This window comes from Polynucleobacter sp. JS-Polo-80-F4, assembly GCF_018881965.1.
In the GTDB taxonomy this organism is placed as follows: Bacteria; Pseudomonadota; Gammaproteobacteria; order Burkholderiales; family Burkholderiaceae; genus Polynucleobacter.
Genome location: NZ_JACVPI010000001.1, coordinates 1,072,485 through 1,091,672, shown reverse-complemented (window position 1 = coordinate 1,091,672; position 19,188 = coordinate 1,072,485). Strand labels below are relative to the sequence as shown.

Sequence of the window (19,188 nt, the reverse complement as noted above, 5' to 3'; positions counted from 1 at the left end):
ATGACTAGCACTAATGACTTTGTAGGCGTATTAGACGTAGATCTCAATGGCCAGGATTTACGCATTGGCGTTGTACAAGCGCGCTTTAATGAAGATCATTGCGTTGCGCTAACGAACGCTTGCATTAATGAACTTATCTCTCTTGGCGTTAGTCAATCTGATATCAAGCTCGTGACTGTACCTGGGGCGCTTGAAATTCCCTTTGCACTGCAAAAGCTCGTTGAGACTGGTGAGTTTGATGGCTTGGTTGCCCTTGGCGCAGTGATTCGCGGCGAAACTTATCACTTTGAGTTGGTCTCTAATGAATCCGCTGCCGGAATTACACGTATCTCTATTGACTCTGGCTTGCCAATCGCCAATGGCGTACTCACTTGTGACACTGATGAGCAAGCGCTCGCACGTGTTCAGGTAAAAGGCGCAGAATGTGCTCAAGCGGTAGTTGAGATGGCGAACCTAGCCTTAGCATTAACTCCCGATATCGATATCGAAATCAACTCGAGTGAAGAAGAATAATTCGCATGTCTACATCTAGCCAGAACCCACCCAATCCGCAAGCCGGTAAAGAATTAAAGCCAGCGCCAAAGCGCTCACTGACACCACGTCGTCGCGCACGTGAGTACGCCCTTCAGGGTGTTTATCAAAGCCTTGTCATGCGTCGTGCTGGCAGCATTCCGAATGGTGCTGCAATTGCCAAGCAGCTTGCCGAGGACCCTGCATTCCGTCGTTGCCAACTTGACCTCTTTCAGGGCATCTTTGATGGTGTCTTAGCCCGCACAGATGAATTAGAGGCCATCATTACCCCAGCGCTAGATCGCCCGATTAATGAGCTTTCCCCTGTAGAGCATGCAGCCCTCCTCATTGGTGCTTATGAACTAGCGGTAGACCTCTCAGTGCCATATAAAGTGGCGATCAATGAAGCTGTCGAGCTTGCCAAAACCTTTGGTGGCACAGATGGCCATAAGTATGTGAACGGCGTGCTAGACCTATTAGCCCAGCAGCTTCGCACTACGGAAACTCAAGCAGGCTAAATACCCCGCCCGAATAGCATTCCGCAATATCTGCCTTCAAGCCTAAACCGCTTGGAGGCTTTTTTATTTGTAGGGGGATAAAATGATCCATATCGATTACAGAGCAAGAACAGGGCAATAGATCATGCAAAAAGTAGATATCCGCAGCCAACTCAAAGACTCCAGCCTTTTTAGAGAAGAGGCTTTTATCGACGGCAAATGGATTGGATCTAATAAGACCTTCCCAGTAAACAACCCAGCAACCGATGAAATCATTGCAAACGTTGCTAACTTAGAAACTCATGATGCTGAGACAGCCATTGCAGCAGCAGAAAAAGCTCTGCCGGCATGGCGCAGCAAACTAGCTAAAGAACGCGCTGCCATTATGCGTAAGTGGTTTGATCTCATTATTGAAAATACCCAAGACCTTGCAAAGCTGATGACGCTTGAGCAAGGCAAACCTTTGGCTGAAGCTACTGGTGAAGTAATTTATGGAGCCTGTTTTGTAGAGTGGTTTGCTGAAGAAGCTAAACGGGTTGAGGGCTCCATTTTAGGAACCACTTGGAGCGATAAGCGCCTGATGGTTTTAAAGCAAGCGATTGGTGTCTGCGTAGCTATCACACCATGGAACTTTCCGATTGCGATGATTACGCGCAAGATTGCACCTGCATTGGCTGCAGGCTGCACGATTGTGATTAAGCCCGCTGAATTAACTCCGCTATCCGCCTTAGCTCTGGCTGAACTCGCCAAGCGTGCTAGCATTCCGGATGGGGTTATCAATATTGTGACTGCTGATGCAGATCAATCCATTGTTATTGGCAAAACTCTCTGCTCTTCACCTACAGTGCGCCACCTATCCTTCACGGGCTCAACGGAAGTTGGACGCATCTTGATGCAGCAATGTGCGCCAACCGTTAAAAAGCTTGCATTGGAATTAGGCGGACACGCTCCGTTTATCGTCTTTGAAGATGCCGACATTGATGCTGCAGTTAGTGGTGCCATGGCTTCGAAGTTTAGAAACTCAGGTCAAACCTGTGTATGCGCAAACCGCTTTTATGTTCACAAAAAAGTACATGATCAATTTGTTGAAAAGTTTGCCAAAGCGCTTGCCATCATTAAAGTTGGCAACGGTATGGATGCTGGCGTTACCCAAGGCCCCCTGATTGAAACTGCCGCCCTTGATAAAGTAAAGAAACATGTTGCAGATGCTCTAAGCAAGGGTGCAACACTAGTGACTGGCGGCAAACAATCGATTGAAGGCAAGAACTTTTATGAACCAACCATCCTAGCCAATGTAAGTAGTCAAATGCTGATTACCTATGAGGAAACCTTTGGTCCGATAGCGCCGATCATTCCATTTGAGAGCGACGAAGAAGTCATCAAGCTCGCAAACAGTAGTCAGTTTGGTCTGGCATCCTATTTTTACAGCCGTGACATTGGCCGCGTTTGGAAAGTAGCTGAGGCACTGGAATACGGCATGGTAGGTGTCAATACGGGACTAATCTCTAATGAGGTTGCACCCTTTGGCGGCATCAAGCAATCTGGCCTTGGGCGCGAAGGCAGTGTCTACGGCATGGATGAATATCTCGAAATGAAATACGTCTGCGTAGGCCTTTGATTCTATAAGGCTATGAGCCTAAAAAGCCTATAAGGCGCCTAGTTTTTATTTCTTTTTATAAACTAGATCCCAAACACCGTGGCCTAGCTTGATGCCACGGTTTTCAAACTTGGTTACCGGGCGATAAGCAGGTCTTTCCACATATCCAGCATGCTGAGCATTTACCTGCTCTATTGTTGGCTTGAATTCATTACAAATCTCATCTGGCTTGGCAAGATCTTCGGCAGTGAAAGTTTCCACCTTCACAAATTCGCTAGAAGTATTTTGCAAAGTAGATTCTGCATTGAGAACCAAGAGCATTTGTTCGGCATAGTTGTGCCAATCGGTTGCTAAATGTAAATATGCGCCGGGCTTCAGTCTAGAAACCAATAACTTCACAAACTCAGCCTGGATTAGACGGCGCTTGTGATGACGTCTCTTATGCCAAGGATCAGCAAAGTAAATATGAATGCCATCCAAAGATTCTGGAGCAATCATATTCTCCAAAACCTCAACAGCATCGTGGCGAATGAGTCTGAGATTACTCAGCTGGTTTTCACCAATGAGCTTTAGTAAGGCGCCGACACCCGGAGGATGAACCTCGATTGCTAAAAAATCATCATCTGACCTTAAGGCAGCGATCTTGGCAGTCGTCTCGCCCATGCCAAAGCCAATTTCTAAAATCTTTGGCTGATTTGAACCCCGAAAAGCCTCTATTAAATCTAAATGAGATGCTTTATATGGAACTAAAAACTGAGGCCCCAATTCTTCAATAGCACGCTGTTGACCAGCAGTAGTTCTCCCCGCCCTTAAAACAAAGGAGCGAATCCGATCGGTTCTATTCATTTATCAAAGCCAGTCGGTATCTTCCATCCTGCCGAGCGATAGGCATAAACAACCTCAGCCAAAACAATGGATAAGGATGTCATAAAAAATAGCAAGCCCAGAACAAAAGTCCAAATGACATAAGCCGTTTGCAAAGAACGCACTGCGCCCGCCTGAAAGAAAAATAACTCAAGAACCGTTAAGGAAATAAATACACCACTAAGAACGTCAAAAAAGATAGCGGCAGTACAAAGACGTCCCCGAGTTTGAGCTTCATCAGCTTCTTTATTCATGTGCTCCAATAACGCGACATCTTTTACCTCGCCCAGATTAATAGAATGCCGAATCGCACGCATGCGATCAACTGAACGGGCTAAGCGTCCAGATATCGCATTAATCAAAGTGGCCACAGCAGTTAACAAAAATACAGGGGCAAGCGCCAGCTGAATATTGTTGGTAATTGCGTCTATTGATACATCCATATTAAATTCCGTTAACTTTGATTAAAGATATTTTTAGATCAGTGAGACCAGGCAATCAGTCCGCTGTAAGAAGTAAGGAGCACTAGTAAACCAAAAGCAATTCGATACCAAGCAAATGGGATGAAGTTGTGATGGGCCACGTAATGAATCAACCAACGCACGCAAATAAAGGCTGAGATAAACGCAGCAATGAAACCAACAATAATCGCTAGCGTAAATTCTCCAGAAAACGCTACTGGCGCTTTCCAAAGCTTAAGCAACTCATATGCTGTAGCGCCACCAATGACTGGAATTGCCAAAAAGAATGAGAACTCAGTAGCAACGGCACGAGGTAGTCCAAACAACATGCCGCCAATAATCGTTGCGCCCGAACGGGATGTTCCTGGAATTAATGCGGCACATTGAGCTATACCAACCTTCAACGCATCTAAGGGAGTGAGGTCATCTACTGTTTTGATGTGACTAGAAACGTCAGCACGATTTTGCTGGCGACGTTCGGCCCAAAAAATAACTAAGGCCCCCACAATGAAAGCACTAGCCACCGGAATAGGTGAAAACAATACTGCTTTGATATATTTTCCAAATAAGAAAGCTAAACCCATGGCCGGAATAGAAGCGATCAATAGGTTTAAAACAAAGCGTCGCGCAATGGCGCTACCGGAAAAACAAGAAGCAACTTTGATGAGCTTTTGACGAAACTCCCAACAAACCGCCAAAATCGCACCAAACTGAATAATGACCTCAAAAGCCTTGCCCCGATCATCATTAAAGTCGAGCAAATCACCAACCAAGATAAGGTGCCCGGTGCTCGAGATCGGTAAAAACTCCGTTAATCCCTCGACCACCCCCAGAATGACTGCTTTTAGTAACAAAATTAGATCCATAGGCCAAATTTTATAGGCATATGGATGCAATTTCGGGGATTTGGCAAAATAGCGTCTAAATGAGCATTTTGAATAAATTAGCCTTAAACTGCATGGCACATTGAAAAGTATCCGAATTACATGACCCCAGCCCGCTTTAGACTTTCTCGACTTACCGCCTTTGGTTTGATCCTCAGTCAATCGCTCGGTCTTGGCACATTGTCATTTCAGGCGCTGGCGCAAAGCCCTAATGCAGCCGCAAGGCCCGCTTTACCTACTCCAATGAGTGCATCTACCCTGATTGGACTTGAGCAGCCTCCACAGATGATTCCGCCGCCAAGCAAACTAGCGGTACCAGCAGTGGCTGCGCCCTCTAATTTGAATGGCAATAAAAGTGCTGATACCAAGGGGCAATTAAACGATTTAATTCAACTGTATCAAGAGGCCGCTTTTAGTGACCCAGTATTAACAGCCGCTCGCTTTAATTACCAAGCAAGCAAAGAACTCTACTGGCAAGGCTTCTCCTTGTTGATGCCGCAAGCTAACGCCACCCCTGGTGGCACTCGCTACTATCAGCATGGAGTGGGTAGCACCGTAGTTTCAAATAGCCCCGGTAACTCACGAGTCTTTGATCAAAAAAGTTATACCGTCACACTCACCCAACCTGTATTCAACGTTGGCGCATTAGAACTTTTCAAACAGGGCGATCTCAATACCAAGCTGGCAGATATGCGCTTTTTCTTGGCGCAGCAAGATTTAATCTTGCGGGTATCGCAGGCTTACTTTGATGCACTAACTAGTCAAGATAATGTAGCGCTCTATAAAAATAAGAAGGACTTGATTAAGCAACAGCTTGAAGCCGCTCAGGCAAAGTTTGATGCTGGCTTAGCAACGATTGTGGATGTCAATACCGCTCAAGCAGCCCTTGATCTAGCAAACTCTCAAGAGATCACCGCTCAGGCGGATCTGATTGTGAAGCGTGGTGCACTAGAACAAATTGTTGGGCGCCCAGTAGGTGCACTCAAGCCATTAGTGAAGGATGCCAAAATTGAAGGCGTTCTCAAAGATCCGCGCACCAAGAGCAAAGATTCCAAAGGCTATCCTATTGCTGAGAGCGTCAACCCACCGCTTCCTCCTGGACAAACTCTCGATGATTGGATTAACCAGGCTGAATCCGCAAACTTTAATGTCTTAGCAGGACAGCTATCGGTGAGTCTTGCAGAAAGCACCTATCGCGGCGCCCAAGCTTTAAATTATCCAACCATCAACTTGGTTGGCACATCGGGATACAACACTTCCAATGGCACACCGAATAACTACACGCCATCTAGTACCAATGTGTACAACAATACCCTAGCTCTGCAGATGACGATTCCATTGGTTTCAGGTGGATATAACAGTTCTGTCATTCGTCAAAATGCTGCCTTGGTAGATGCAGCCAAAGCCAACTATGACAACTATCGTCGTGCGGCTGCTCAAAGCACCAGGACTGCCTTTACAGGCTTTTATGGCGGTTTAGCTAGTGTGAAAGCTTATGAAGCCGCAGAGCGCTCAACCACATCCGCATTAGAGTCCAGCAAACTTGGCTTCCAAGTAGGAACCTTAATTAATATTGATGTATTAATTGCGCTGGATTCTGTTATTAATACTCGCTCCTTGCTGCAGCAAGCACGCTATAACACCATCCTGAATGCCATTAGATTAAAAGCTCATGCCGCAGCATTAACGGATGAAGATTTAATAGCAATCAACTCTTTATTGCGCTAGGTTTTAGTTTCTAGATCAACAAACTCAAAGAAGCTTCAATGACTTCTGCCACTGTCGGTGGCTCCTGAATATCACCCACATTGCGAATATTGTTAGACCAATAACCTTCAGTCTTCCATCTTGGTGAGTCGCAATAAATTTCTACTGTAGGCTCACCTAAAACAGCTGCAAGATGCGTCAGTCCCGTATCAACACCCACAGTCAATGCAGCACCCGCAATCACTGAAAACGCTTCTTCAATTGAAAATGCCCGAGGCACCAAAGCATTTGGAATATGCGCTGCAATCTCATTACTCACCGATTGCTCAGCCAAACTACCCCAAGGCAAGACAACTTGATAGCCACGAGCAGCCAGCTCTTTACCCAAAGCAATCCAGCTTTCATTGGGCCAACGCTTAGCTTCTCTTGCAGTCGAATGAAAACACAAAACATATGGTGACTTTAAGTCTTTTAAGGCCACACCTGAATTGATATTCAAAGAATCAACATAAGTCTTTAGATAAAACTGGGGTGCAATTGTGCGATCCACCAGCAGCCAATCTAGAGCTGAAGACATAACCCAGCGTGAACGATCTACTGCGTGACATTGGGTTGGAACTTGCACGGACTGGTTATAAAAAGATCGGGCAATAGGCTCGTACCCAGAAAATTCTGTTGCATTGGCAAGGCCCGCAATCACTGCATTGGGGGCTTTACTTGCTAGAGAACAAACAATGGCTGACTTCAGTAGACCTTGCGTCTCAATAATCACATCATAAGAAGTTTCCTGGAGCTTCTTCTTAAATGCAAAAAACTCCTGCCAGGTAGAAAGCTTAAATAGATTCTTTTTCCAGCGACGTAAACAAAACGGAATAATGCGATCAATTCCTCGAAAACCATCTCGAGACAACAAGGGCCTAAGTAAGTGGACATACCCTTCTTCGACCACCCAATCAATTTGAGCATGAGGCAAACGCGTACGCAGATCCCAAACTATCGGTAAATTGTGAAGCACATCCCCTAATGAGGAGAGCTTTACCAACAAAATCTTGGGATTTGACGGGAGACCCTTTGAATAGGTCGAAGATAAATCGCTCATGTGACGATTATCTTATCTTTTTGAAATTGTCCAAGGTGGCTAGAACTTGGGTGCTGCGTCCCAAGAAAGACCGTCAGCATCCTTGGCATTCATATTAGGTTGAATACCAGCCGGTAAAGGCCACTCAATACCGACAGTTGGGTCATTCCAGGCAAGGCAAGCCTCGCTCTGTGGATGATAGTAATCCGTCGTTTTGTAGAGAAATTCGGCTGTTGGTGAGAGCACTAAAAAGCCATGGGCTAATTGTGGTGGAATCCATAATTGCTTATGGTTTTCGGCGCTTAACTCAACACCCACCCACTTGCCATAAGTTGGGGAATCTTTGCGAATATCCACAGCAACATCAAATACGCTACCAGCCACAACCCGCACTAATTTGCCCTGAGTCTTCTCTATTTGGTAATGTAAGCCACGCAAAGTCCACTGACGAGAAAAGGAATGGTTGTCTTGCACAAACTGAACATTCAGCCCAGTGGCTTTAGCGAAGTCCTCTGCATTAAATGATTCAGCAAACCATCCGCGCTCATCACCAAATACCTTGGGCTCCACAATGAAAACGTCATGAATCGCAGTAGGCGTTAATTGCAACTTAGAAGCGGAACTCATTTAGAAACTTTCTTGGTAGAAAGTGAAATAGGCTGAGCAGAGCTATTGAGCTCATTCAAAATCTTACCTAAGTACTGGCCATAGCTATTCTTGCTTAACTGTGCAGCAACCTTTTGCACTATCTCAGCACTAATCCAGCCTTGGCGATAAGCAATCTCTTCAGGACAAGCTACCATCAAACCTTGTCGCTTTTGCAGCGTAGCAATGAAACCTGCGGCATCTAGCAATGAATCATGAGTGCCCGTATCAAGCCAGGCAAATCCACGACCCATGATCTCCACGTTGAGCTCATTCTTTTCAAGATAGACGCGATTCACATCCGTAATCTCGAGCTCGCCACGGGCGCTAGGTTTAATCGAGGAGGCAATATCGCAAACCTGATTGTCATAAAAATATAAGCCTGTTACTGCATAGTTACTACGTGGTTTTAAAGGCTTTTCTTCAATGGAGAGCGCCTTGTAGTCTTTATCGAACTCCACAACACCATAACGCTCTGGATCATTCACGTGATACGCAAATACAGATGCACCCGAGGTGCGATCGTTTGCACTATTGAGTTGATCCACTAATTCATGGCCATAAAAAATATTGTCGCCAAGCACTAAGGCGCTAGGATTGTTTCCAACAAAGTTTTTACCTAATGTAAATGCTTGGGCTAAACCATCCGGTGAAGGCTGCACGCAATACTCAATATTGAGACCCCACTGGGAACCATCACCCAAGAGCTCTGAAAATCGCGGAGTATCGTGTGGGGTAGAAATTAAGAGAATGTCGCGGATGCCAGCGAGCATTAAGGTGCTTAAAGGGTAATACACCATTGGCTTGTCATAGACTGGCATCAACTGCTTAGAAACTGCCTGAGTCACTGGATAGAGACGGGTACCAGACCCGCCAGCCAAAATAATCCCTTTGCGATTTACAGCCATTAATAACCCCTATTTCAGCATCTCTGGTGAACCTGAGGAATTAAATCAAACCCTTCAAGGCTAACTTGGATACATATTCTTGAACCATGCCATCCCAGACTGGGAAATGTGGCATATTTTGAAGATCATTATAAGAGTTTGAGGCATCAGAAGCCTGGTTTTGCAGGGCGGATCGTAGTTTGCCGCTATCCATTCTGGAGTTCATTGGTCTGGGCGCTGGGAGAGGGTATTCAACAGTCAGAATAGGTTTAATTGCCTCTGGTTTGATCTTTAGCTCTACACCGGCATTTAGGGCAGCCTGAACTGCAAAAGAGGCCAAACCATGCCAAGTAGTCTCACCTGCTGGCACGGCATGATAAATGCCGGATGGAAACTGCTTTAACTTCCATTCTGAATCTAGTACCAAATTCAGACTTACCCGTGCAAGCCACTCCGCGCTGGTGGGGACTCCATGCTGATCACGAATCACTTTTAACTCTTCACGCTCTTTTGCTAAGCGCAACATCGTGCGTATGAAATTGCCACCATCTCCATAAACCCAGCTAGTTCTGAAAATCGCAAATTGACCTTTTGATGAGTTTGCAAATACTTTCTCAATTGCTTCTTCACCAGCGGCCTTACTCTTGCCATAAATACTGAGAGGATTGCGAGAATCACTCTCAACATAAAAGCCATCTTTACCACCATCAAATACATAGTCAGTTGAGTAATGCAAGAAAGAAACATTCTTGTCTGCCGCATACTGAGCCATGCGCTCTGGCGCCCTAGCATTGATGGCATAAGCCATATCGATTTCAGATTCCGCTTTATCAACTGCTGTATAAGCAGAGGCATTAATAATGAGATCAGAGCGGGCTTCGCTAAGTTGCGCAAGAACTTCCTCCTCCTTGCTAAGATCGCATTCCGCCCTACCGAGATAAGTTACACGTAGATTTGCAGAATCTGGAAGTTGGTCAAATAAAGTTTTGAATGCTTTACCCAGCTGACCATCTTTTCCGAAAACTAAAATATTCACAGTTAGTTGTATTGTTTTTGCAACCAGTCACGATAAGACCCGCTCACCACACCATCAATCCAAGCAGGGTTATCCAGATACCATTGGACAGTCTTTCGAATACCTGTATCAAAGGTCTCGGCTGGCTTCCAGCCTAATTCGCGCTCTACCTTACTGGCATCAATTGCATAACGGCGATCATGGCCTGGACGGTCTTTTACGTAGGTTATTTGATCAACATAGGGCTTGCCATCTGCACGCGGCTTGAGCTCATCCAAGATAGCGCAAATAGTTTTCACCACATCGATATTGGCCTTTTCATTCCAACCACCGATGTTGTAAGTCTCGCCTAATTTACCATTAGCCAACACTTCACGAATTGCTGAGCAGTGATCACCAACATATAACCAATCGCGAATCTGTTGGCCATCGCCATAAATAGGTAATGGCTTGCTATTTAGCGCATTTAATATCACCAAAGGAATTAATTTTTCTGGGAAATGATACGGGCCGTAGTTATTAGAGCAATTGGTGGTGATCACTGGGAACCCATAGGTATGAAACCAAGCGCGCACCAAATGATCGGAGGCTGCCTTAGACGCAGAGTAAGGGCTATTTGGTTCATATGATTTTTTTTCCGTAAACGCCGGATCGGATGCAGATAAAGAGCCATAGACTTCATCCGTAGAGACATGATGAAAACGGAACTTTTCTTTAGCATCTCCTTCAAGAACATTCCAGTACTCACGAGCACACTCTAGCAAATTAAATGTGCCAACGATATTGGTCTCGATAAAATCTGCGGGCCCATGAATAGAGCGGTCCACATGACTTTCGGCAGCAAAGTTAATAATGGCGCGCGGCTGATATTCTTTCAACAACTTGGTAACCAACTCTTTGTCGCCAATATCACCATGAACAAATACATGGCGCAAATCATCTTTCAAGGATGCCAGCGTGGCCAAATTACCGGCATACGTCAATTTATCGAGATTAATAATGGCCTCATTAGCAGGCACTTTAAGCCAGTCTAGAACGAAATTACCGCCAATAAAACCGGCACCACCAGTAACTAGAATCATTTTTTACCTTATAAATCAGTTATTTGGAAAATTTATTAAAGTAATTTTAACTGATCGATCAATGACTTAGCCCTATGTAAAGTGGTGTGGGCGGCAAAAACCTCTTTTTGGGCATGCAGGGCTTTATCAGTGCCTAATTGAGGATGAGCGATTAGTTCTCTAAACATCTCTTCATAATCTTTTGGTGATCCTGCAATAAAGAAAGATTCGCGTCCAAATATCTTGTTTAAGAGTATCGGATGATCAATTAACTGTGGCACACCACAGGCAGCTAACTGATAGGTACGCTCGTTGAGCTCACACGCCCAGCTTGTTTGTTCTGGTAAATGCACATTTAGGCCAACTTTAGCACGTGCATAAATATACCGATCACGCTCGCGTTTAAATGAGAAACTCTTCACCTGCTTCCAGCCAGGACCATCTAGAAATCCAGAATACTCATTCATAATATTTTTTAGATATTGAATATGCTCACGCTTGCGAGAAGCCATCAAGACATAATTGAGGTCCCTCTGAAACCCAGCAACTGGATAGTAATGAAGGATGTTCGCCCCAAAAGGAATGAAGATGATTTGAAAGCCAGCATCAAAAAATGGTTGGTACTCTAAGCGACTGCGAACGTAATCTTCATCACGATAGCTATAGTAAAAATCAATTCGATGCTGTTTAGCCCAAGCCAGTCGTGGCAGTAGAGGGGTACTCTCATACTCCTCTAGGGCTGCGCTAAGGCCAACATACAGTCTCGAGTGCATTTTATATTGATTCACGCTATCCCAGTCAATTCTTTTGAGATACTCGGGATTATCACTAGAGAGCAAAATAGAAGGTTTGAATATTTCTAGAGCGCCTCGAATATCTTCATTCCAATCCAAGACTCTTGCATCCACCCCGATGTAATTCAAGCTTTCGATTAAATTAGAAAAAAGAGAGAAGCCGGCGGGTGAAAATCGAGCATCAGGCACCTGAATCAAAATACGCTCAGGGCTGCCAATGCAGGAGTCTTTCATTTGGGCTTCCAAGTCTATTTTCAAACGAGTACCTTGACGCACTACTGGATCAGAAGAACTGAGGCATAACTCATGATTTTCATGAGTGGCTTGATGAAGTAGCCCAGCCTCGGCTTCTGCAAGAACCATGTCATGGGATAACAGGGTTTTTGAATTAAATACGTAGTTAAATTGATGCTTTTCAAAAGAGCGCTTAAGCTTGATGATCCTCTTTTGGGCTAGTTTCTGCAGATACTGAAGGGTCATATTCTTTCCAAAATGCAATGCGTAAATGGTATAGGCACAAGACCCCCCCCCAATTGAGTTCATCTAATGTTCTAATTATAGAATTATGAATATCATTGCACAGCTACAGGGCGGTCTTGGCAACCAGCTATTTCAATATGCCGCTGCCAGAGCCCTATCCCACAAACAGCAAAGTCCATTACTTTTGGATCAAAGTTGGTTTAGTAAGGCCTACGAAGATGTCACACCGCGAGCATTTTTGTTGCCCTTAATGAATGTTAAGGGTTCGTTCATTTCCTATGGGATGACGATTAAACGACCAAAAAAGCTCTATCGCCTAGCCCAAAAATTTTGGCCAATTGATCCGTTTATTTTTGTAGAGCAAACGCCTTTTCGATTTGACTCTCGACTCGGTAAAGCACCCGCATTTAAGCGACAAAATTTATATCTGATGGGGTATTGGCAATCCTATAAATATTTTGAGTCAATCAAGTCAATCCTACAAACAGAAATTAGCCCAAAAAATCCTCTCGATAAGCATTATCAAAACTATTTAGAGCAGATCAAAACTAGTAAATCCGCTATGGTGCATGTCCGCCGAGGTGACTATGTCAATTTAACAAGTGCGGCCAAGGTACACGGGTTTATTGGCCTAGATTATTACCAAAATGGGATGCAATTTATTATAGAAAAAAATCCTGATACCCAATTCTTTGTATTCTCAGATGATCTTCAATGGGCTAAAGAAAATCTGCCTTATCAAGATAAATGCAAATTCATAGAATCTACAAGTAGCGGTGATGCTGTTATTCAAGAGCTTGAGCTCATGACTTATTGCCAACATCATCTGATTGCCAATAGTTCATTAAGTTGGTGGGCTGCCTGGTTAAGCAAGAATCCAAATGGTTCTGTGATCTGCCCAAGCCAGTGGACGACTGATACCAGCGTTAATTGGTCTGATTTATTACCCAGCTCTTGGCAGAGAATTTAAGGGTGACTAGGCTCTAAATGAAGCCAGCGCAGATACTAGCAAGCGTTCCAACCTAGTAAATGGTGTTAACAGGCCATTACCTCGATATTGAAAGCGAGCATAGATTTCATAATTTGCCGCTACAGAAATACCCTTAATTTTCTGATTCAGCTGCATCAGAAACGGTAGTGCAATTTTTAGCCGATCAGAAAAACCCATGGGTCTTGGACTCAGCTTAGACAAAATCCCAAGGCCCAATAAATATTCTTCTCGACTCTTTGAAAAAATGGCATTCGTTTCAGCGTTCTGAACCTGACTAGTTTGCTTGACATGGATGCGGTAGGTAATGAGTTTTGCTTTCAAGTTGGCGAATCGATATCCTGCTAAAGCCAACTCAACCCAAAGAGAATAATCTTCAGCATAGTCTTTCCCTACGCGATAGGGAAATTTTTTAAATATCTCAGCCTTCCCCATCACGGTTGGATTACAGAGTGGGCTTGAAATAGTAATCAAGGCTCTAATGTCAGCGTCCGTATAGCGCTCTTTAGAGGATTTGGTCCTTCCCAAACCCTCATACAGGGAGTAATAAGCAGACCCACAAAGATCAGCCTCGTCCCCATCCAAATAATTAACTTGCTCCTCAAGTCGACTAGGCATGGCGATATCATCTGCATCAAGAAAAGCAATATACCTTCCCTTGGCACCCTCTACTAAGCGGTTACGTGCATTTACCAAGCCTTGATTTTCAGCCAAATTAATTACGCGAATACGATGATCATTAAACCCACCAATAATTTGGGAGGTTCTATCGGTAGAGCCGTCATTCAAAATAATTAATTCAAAATTAGAGAAGCTCTGTTGCAAAATGCTTTCTACCGCCTGAGCAATGTACTGCTCAGCATTAAATGCTGGCATTAAAACGCTAACGACTGGCTGATTCATTAGATAAAGCTTTGCAAATAACGGCCAAATCGCTTAACACGCTTGAATAAACGTGAGGGCAGTGATTTTTGTGACAACCCAAAATTTAACTCAGCCTCCCAAGCGGACTGATAAATAATGCCTAAGTAATGTTTTGCAGCTTTGGCTTCAGTCTCACCTAGGCGTCGCATTAAAAAATACTGCCAGTCATAGTGATAAACCCTAAATAATGGCTCAATTGCAATCAATGGAATGGCGCGATACTTCAATAGAGTCTCGCCATAAATCAGGGTTTCTGGATACTCTGGAGTCACCATATCCCATAGTGTTATTCCCTTGGGCTGCAGGTACTCGCGATCGAGGGACTCCCAAACATTGGCGGACCAAATAAAAGGTGCGGGTGCGCAATAAAATTCAGGGCCCGACCTACCAAACAATGATTGCACTCTTCTTGCCTCAGATCGTAAGTTTTCAACTACCTTGGTTTGACCTCGGTTATTTGCCAACTGAAAATATTCTTTATTTTGATGGAGCACTGTGTAGGGCACACCGCCCTCAGAAACAAAATCTGATTTTTGAAATGGTCTAATAAAGACACAATCAGAGTCCAAACTTAAGTAGTTTTGCGCTAATCCAAGCCTCCAAAATTCAGACTTAACAATTGCCTGTGATAAACCACCCGGCATAGCCTCATACTTTTGCATTGAGGCTCTTGGATTTGAAGCCACGATATCTTCATCGGCCACCCATATATAACCATCTGCACCAAGAATTTCAGTCAAAGCAGTGTGGTCAGATTTTGGTGTCGATATATAAAACGGTATTCGATCTAAATTAAATTCCTGAATCGAAGTCAGCAATCTTTTTAAGCGCAATAAGTCGTTGCGATAGGACTTGCAGTAGAGAACAAAGTCTTTCAATGGGCTACCTATTGTTTATCTTCAATTTTAGACAGAATCTGTGCAACAGCTTGATCAACCCCCAAAGGATGCCATTGAGGGTCAATCAGCTTACGCTCATTCCAGTCCAACCAAATTCTTTCAATAGCCATATCAATGCCGGCACTATCACCCTCTTGGCTCAGGTAAGCGCCTCGTTCTGACAACATTTCATCTAGCTGCGGATTACGATGAGTGATACCCCATATTGGACGACCAGTCCAAAGATATTCATAAAACTTTGAAGGGATATATTCCGCGCACCACTCATCATTTCCATGTAACAAAATCAAAACGTCTGCCTCTTGCATTTTCTCAACTACTCGTTCGCGCCCTGATTTTCCTGTAACAGGATCCTTTTCCAGCCTCCCATGCGCTATTAATACATCTTGATAGCCATAATGCTTGATGGCATGAATCGTTAGCTCATCTAAGGGGGCGCCATATGCATGAACGCGAATCTTTTCTCGTGCTTGGGGATATTTTTTAAACAACGAATGTAGTGCATTCAAGATTGTAGAAAGCGAACGATCTTTTGCCAATGAACCCGAATGGGATAAATTTAAAGTATTGGTATAGAGATGAGATTTAGCAGCAATCAGTCCGCCAGGGGGCTCAGCACCAGGTAACACCCTAAAGCCTTGTGCATTTCCTGCTGTATTGAGGTTTGTATTACGAGTCTTCGCATAATGCAAAGCTCCATCAGTAAACCACCAGGCAAAATCTGCATGCTTAATAATTTGCTTTTCTAAATAATGACGAAAGCCCGCATCTCGATTTTTAGGCCTTTCAAGCCCTATATCAACGGCACTTTTGCGAATAACTAATGGGTCGTGGATTTCAACAATCCATTTAACTCCTGTGACCTTCTTAAGCCAAAGCCCCGCTAAATGGGCAGACCATGCCCCACCAGTGGAATACACCAAATCGATCTTGCCATCGCGGATTAATTTGTACCCATGCGTAAATGCAGGCATCGCCCATGACCATTGACTAGAGTAGCCAAGAAAAAACTTTTCCAAGGCAATCAAGGGGGCAAGCAGCAAAGAAACGATGCCGGTTGAAACCTTATAAAAGAGTCCTCTGCCATATTGGTTTGCAATCCAATGACGAAAATCAAACCGGAATGCTGCTGGGCCCCAAGCTAGGAATTGGCGATGAGGAAATCGTCGATCTTTAATTCCGGTGATAGCGCTAAAGACAGTCGGCTCAATACCTGCTTCAAGAAAATAAGGCATCTTGTCGGTAATCGTTTGACTTGAGGCACGGCCATCCATATTGAAGCCATGCGACAGAATCAACCAGCGTTTTTTAGACTGCATGCTGATGATCTTAGTTACCAGCAACTATAGACATCACAGCCATGCGCACGGCGATTCCAAAGGTGACTTGATTCAGAATGACAGATTGCGGACCATCAGCCACAATTGAATCAATCTCCACACCACGATTCATGGGACCAGGGTGCATGACAATCGCATCAGACTTCGCTAAGGCTAAACGTGTAGGCGTTAAACCATATTGCTTAAAGAATGCATCGCCTTCAGGCACTTGCCCAGCTTCCATGCGCTCCTTTTGGATACGCAATGTCATCACGACATCAACATCTTTTAGACCCTCTTCCATGCTATGGAATACCTTCACACCCAGCATATCTAAATTACTTGGAAGCAAACTTTCTGGACCAATGGCACGTATATCTTCGCAGCCTAATGTGGTCAGCGCATGAATATTAGATTTGGCTACACGGCTGTGCACAATGTCACCCACAATTGCAACCTTTAGGCCTTTGAAATTTTGCTTAAAGTGGCGCATCGTATACATATCCAACAAACCTTGGGTTGGATGCTGATGGCTACCATCACCAGCATTCACAACGTGTACATGCGCTGGTACGTGGTTTGCAATCTCAATAGGGGCTTTAGAAACACCATGTCGCACAACAAATATGTCTGCCTGCATTGCCACTAAGTTATCAATCGTATCGAGGAGGCTCTCGCCCTTAGCGGTAGATGATGTGGAAATATCTAAATTAATCACATCCGCAGATAAACGTTTTGCAGCAATCTCAAAAGTTGTTCTGGTTCGAGTGGAGTTTTCAAAAAAGAGGTTGAAGACACTTTTACCCCTGAGCAGTGGCACTTTTTTTACTTCACGTGCAGGATCAGTCACGCTCACAAACTGCTGCGCAGTATCCAAAATATGGAGAATCTGCTCTTTAGGCAAACCTTCAAGCGTTAGAAGATGTGTTAACTCGCCAGCGGAATTAAATTGATTGACTAGCTGACTCATTATTCACGCTCCTCTATCTGAAAGCTGAACTTGCCAGCGGTATCTTTCTCTAAAACCAGAATTTGATTCTCTGGAACTTCTATCTGTTCGCCCACAAAATTAGCGGCAACTGGCAGCTCGCGATTTCCGCGATCAGCCAAAACCATCAACTCCACCTGTGCTGGCCTGCCAAAATCAAATAGCTCATTCAATGCTGCACGGACAGTTCTACCGGTTAACAAAACATCGTCAATCAAAATCACATTGGCGCCGTTTACATCAAACGGCAAATGGGTAGTCATCGTACTGGCAGTCCGTAGAGCTGTCATACCCTTTTCTGCATAATCATCCCGATGAAAGGCCACATTAATTACGCCAAAGTGTGGAAGCCCTAAATCGTGAGCCAAACGCTCAGCAATCCAAGCGCCTCCCATAGCCAGACCTGCAAGCTCAAAAGCGCCCTCTTGTTTTCTCTTGCGCAGATTCTCTAGTAATTTTCCGTATAACTGTTCAGCGTTCATTCTTTGGTCCGGTGCTTATATCAATTCTATTTTGGTAACTATTTTTAATTTAAAGACTTCGCGCTTTGCTCTGCAAAAAACTGCTCCAAAATCAAAACAGCGGAATGGGCATCTAGATTGTCGTACATCTCTGGATCCCCCTCTAAAACAGCTGAGGTATAGCGCTCATCTACCCAAACAACCGGTAAATGAAAGCGTCCATGTAGCTGGTTGCCAAAGCGAGTTGCTTTAGACGTCATCTCATGGGGCGTGCCATCTGGATGGGTTGGTTTTCCAACTACCAATTGGTCTGGCTGCCACTCCTTTAATAAGGACTCAATCTCCTGAAAAAGAGCGTCGCTACTTGACACAGCAATCGTCTTTAAAGCTTGACCCGACTTAGATATCGAGTTTCCAACCGCTACACCTACTCTGCGAGTTCCATAGTCAAAAGACAATATGGTCAATGCCTTAGGCATGCCCAGCCTCACCAGATAAATCCGATAAATTAAATCCTAGGTGACCCACCACCCTCTCGTAACGCTGACTCGATGGGGTATTAAAAATAATCTCAATCATTTGCTCGCGTGCTAGTGGAACATTCATCCAACCATTGAGAGTGATTTCCTCCTCAAGCTGACCAGCACTCCAACCTGCATAACCCAAAGTCATTAAAAAATGTTGCGGCCCTTTGCCTGCAGCTACGGCCTCAAGAACATCCTTTGAAGTGGTCATTGTCAGACCACCTGGTATGACAAGAGAAGAGCTATAGGGACTCAGCGAATCAGAGGCATGCAAAACAAAGCCGCGCTCAATCTGAACTGGTCCACCAAAATATACGGGCTGATTTAATAATGGAGCAATCTCCAATTTCAATTCAATCTTGTCAAAGAGGGTTTTTAAATCAACCTCAGTGGGTCGATTCACTACCAAGCCCATTGCACCTCTCTCAGTATGCTCAAAGAGATAAATGACGGAACCAGCAAAGTTGGGGTCAACCATGCCTGGCATGGCGATTAAAAACTGATTGGCAAGATGGTCTGCGGAAAAGGAAATTGATGACTCTGACACAGAAGCTCGTTCTGAAGCAGGGGGTGCTTTTTTAGCAGAAGTCATAGGGTCTATTTTA

General features: G+C 44.4%; 21 protein-coding genes. 5 read left to right on the top strand and 16 right to left on the bottom strand.

Annotated features, from left to right (window positions below; all coding sequences use genetic code 11):
- The 3 genes from ribH (at position 1) to ICN20_RS05530 (ending at position 2,625) form a co-directional block, all read left to right on the top strand.
- On the top strand, positions 1-513 hold the full coding sequence (gene ribH / locus ICN20_RS05540; protein WP_216238653.1) for a 6,7-dimethyl-8-ribityllumazine synthase: 513 nt from the start codon (positions 1-3) through the stop codon (positions 511-513).
- A gap of 5 nt (positions 514-518) precedes the next feature.
- Entirely contained in the window at positions 519-1,028 is a 510-nt protein-coding gene (gene nusB / locus ICN20_RS05535; protein ID WP_216238652.1) for a transcription antitermination factor NusB, read from the top strand.
- 124 nt (positions 1,029-1,152) lie between these two features.
- Entirely contained in the window at positions 1,153-2,625 is a 1,473-nt protein-coding gene (locus ICN20_RS05530; RefSeq protein ID WP_216238651.1) for an NAD-dependent succinate-semialdehyde dehydrogenase, read from the top strand.
- A 45-nt stretch (positions 2,626-2,670) separates the two neighbouring features.
- Here the strand turns inward: ICN20_RS05530 and trmB are convergent, their stop codons facing one another.
- From trmB to ICN20_RS05515, 3 genes are read right to left on the bottom strand one after another with little or no spacing between them, the layout of a single operon-like run.
- Positions 2,671-3,450 (bottom strand): tRNA (guanosine(46)-N7)-methyltransferase TrmB, encoded by a 780-nt coding sequence (gene trmB / locus ICN20_RS05525; RefSeq protein WP_216238650.1) that lies wholly within the window; start codon positions 3,448-3,450, stop codon positions 2,671-2,673.
- Positions 3,447-3,911, bottom strand: a complete 465-nt coding sequence (locus ICN20_RS05520) for a DUF2721 domain-containing protein (protein WP_216238648.1) — start codon at positions 3,909-3,911, stop codon at positions 3,447-3,449. The genes trmB and ICN20_RS05520 overlap by 4 nt, the downstream gene beginning before the upstream one ends.
- Before the next feature lie 38 nt (positions 3,912-3,949).
- Entirely contained in the window at positions 3,950-4,795 is an 846-nt protein-coding gene (locus ICN20_RS05515; protein ID WP_216238640.1) for an undecaprenyl-diphosphate phosphatase, read from the bottom strand.
- A 120-nt stretch (positions 4,796-4,915) separates the two neighbouring features.
- Between ICN20_RS05515 and ICN20_RS05510 the strand changes: the two genes are divergently transcribed.
- Positions 4,916-6,541, top strand: coding sequence for a TolC family protein (locus tag ICN20_RS05510; RefSeq protein ID WP_216238637.1), 1,626 nt, complete (start codon positions 4,916-4,918; stop codon positions 6,539-6,541).
- Between the two features lie 10 nt (positions 6,542-6,551).
- On the opposite strand, the gene waaC is transcribed toward ICN20_RS05510, so the two are convergent.
- Genes waaC through ICN20_RS05480 form a run of 6 tightly spaced genes read right to left on the bottom strand, consistent with a single transcriptional unit; the run spans position 6,552 to position 12,480 of the window.
- Complete coding sequence (waaC, locus tag ICN20_RS05505; RefSeq protein ID WP_216238635.1) at positions 6,552-7,619, bottom strand: lipopolysaccharide heptosyltransferase I; 1,068 nt, start codon at positions 7,617-7,619, stop codon at positions 6,552-6,554.
- A gap of 39 nt (positions 7,620-7,658) precedes the next feature.
- Entirely contained in the window at positions 7,659-8,225 is a 567-nt protein-coding gene (gene rfbC / locus ICN20_RS05500) for a dTDP-4-dehydrorhamnose 3,5-epimerase (protein WP_216238633.1), read from the bottom strand.
- Positions 8,222-9,151 carry a glucose-1-phosphate thymidylyltransferase RfbA gene (gene rfbA / locus ICN20_RS05495; RefSeq protein ID WP_216238631.1) on the bottom strand — a complete coding sequence of 310 codons (930 nt, stop codon included), beginning with the start codon at positions 9,149-9,151 and terminating at the stop codon, positions 8,222-8,224. Before rfbA ends, rfbC begins: the two co-directional genes overlap by 4 nt.
- Positions 9,152-9,191: 40 nt before the next feature.
- Positions 9,192-10,166 (bottom strand): dTDP-4-dehydrorhamnose reductase, encoded by a 975-nt coding sequence (rfbD, locus tag ICN20_RS05490; RefSeq protein WP_216238630.1) that lies wholly within the window; start codon positions 10,164-10,166, stop codon positions 9,192-9,194.
- Positions 10,167-10,168: 2 nt separating this feature from the next.
- Positions 10,169-11,227, bottom strand: a complete 1,059-nt coding sequence (rfbB, locus tag ICN20_RS05485) for a dTDP-glucose 4,6-dehydratase (RefSeq protein WP_216238628.1) — start codon at positions 11,225-11,227, stop codon at positions 10,169-10,171.
- A gap of 35 nt (positions 11,228-11,262) precedes the next feature.
- On the bottom strand, positions 11,263-12,480 hold the full coding sequence (locus ICN20_RS05480; protein ID WP_216238621.1) for a glycosyltransferase: 1,218 nt from the start codon (positions 12,478-12,480) through the stop codon (positions 11,263-11,265).
- Between the two features lie 85 nt (positions 12,481-12,565).
- Here ICN20_RS05480 and ICN20_RS05475 point away from each other — a divergent pair, with 85 nt between their 5' ends.
- Positions 12,566-13,450 carry an alpha-1,2-fucosyltransferase gene (locus ICN20_RS05475; protein ID WP_216238616.1) on the top strand — a complete coding sequence of 295 codons (885 nt, stop codon included), beginning with the start codon at positions 12,566-12,568 and terminating at the stop codon, positions 13,448-13,450.
- Between the two features lie 6 nt (positions 13,451-13,456).
- Here ICN20_RS05475 and ICN20_RS05470 read toward each other — a convergent pair whose 3' ends face one another.
- Genes ICN20_RS05470 through ICN20_RS05440 form a run of 7 tightly spaced genes read right to left on the bottom strand, consistent with a single transcriptional unit; the run spans position 13,457 to position 19,070 of the window.
- The gene (locus ICN20_RS05470; protein ID WP_216238615.1) at positions 13,457-14,371 is read right to left on the bottom strand and encodes a glycosyltransferase family 2 protein; all 915 of its coding nucleotides are present in this window, start codon (positions 14,369-14,371) and stop codon (positions 13,457-13,459) included.
- Positions 14,371-15,270 carry a DUF6492 family protein gene (locus ICN20_RS05465; RefSeq protein WP_216860189.1) on the bottom strand — a complete coding sequence of 300 codons (900 nt, stop codon included), beginning with the start codon at positions 15,268-15,270 and terminating at the stop codon, positions 14,371-14,373. The genes ICN20_RS05470 and ICN20_RS05465 overlap by 1 nt, the downstream gene beginning before the upstream one ends.
- Before the next feature lie 8 nt (positions 15,271-15,278).
- Positions 15,279-16,610 carry a hypothetical protein gene (locus ICN20_RS05460; protein ID WP_216238614.1) on the bottom strand — a complete coding sequence of 444 codons (1,332 nt, stop codon included), beginning with the start codon at positions 16,608-16,610 and terminating at the stop codon, positions 15,279-15,281.
- A gap of 10 nt (positions 16,611-16,620) precedes the next feature.
- Entirely contained in the window at positions 16,621-17,580 is a 960-nt protein-coding gene (locus ICN20_RS05455) for an aspartate carbamoyltransferase catalytic subunit (RefSeq protein WP_216238612.1), read from the bottom strand.
- Positions 17,580-18,080 carry a bifunctional pyr operon transcriptional regulator/uracil phosphoribosyltransferase PyrR gene (gene pyrR, locus ICN20_RS05450; RefSeq protein WP_216238610.1) on the bottom strand — a complete coding sequence of 167 codons (501 nt, stop codon included), beginning with the start codon at positions 18,078-18,080 and terminating at the stop codon, positions 17,580-17,582. The genes ICN20_RS05455 and pyrR overlap by 1 nt, the downstream gene beginning before the upstream one ends.
- A 44-nt stretch (positions 18,081-18,124) precedes the next feature.
- On the bottom strand, positions 18,125-18,538 hold the full coding sequence (gene ruvX, locus ICN20_RS05445; protein WP_216238609.1) for a Holliday junction resolvase RuvX: 414 nt from the start codon (positions 18,536-18,538) through the stop codon (positions 18,125-18,127).
- Complete coding sequence (locus ICN20_RS05440) at positions 18,531-19,070, bottom strand: YqgE/AlgH family protein (protein ID WP_255534736.1); 540 nt, start codon at positions 19,068-19,070, stop codon at positions 18,531-18,533. Before ICN20_RS05440 ends, ruvX begins: the two co-directional genes overlap by 8 nt.
- Between the last annotated feature and the right edge of the window lie 118 nt (positions 19,071-19,188).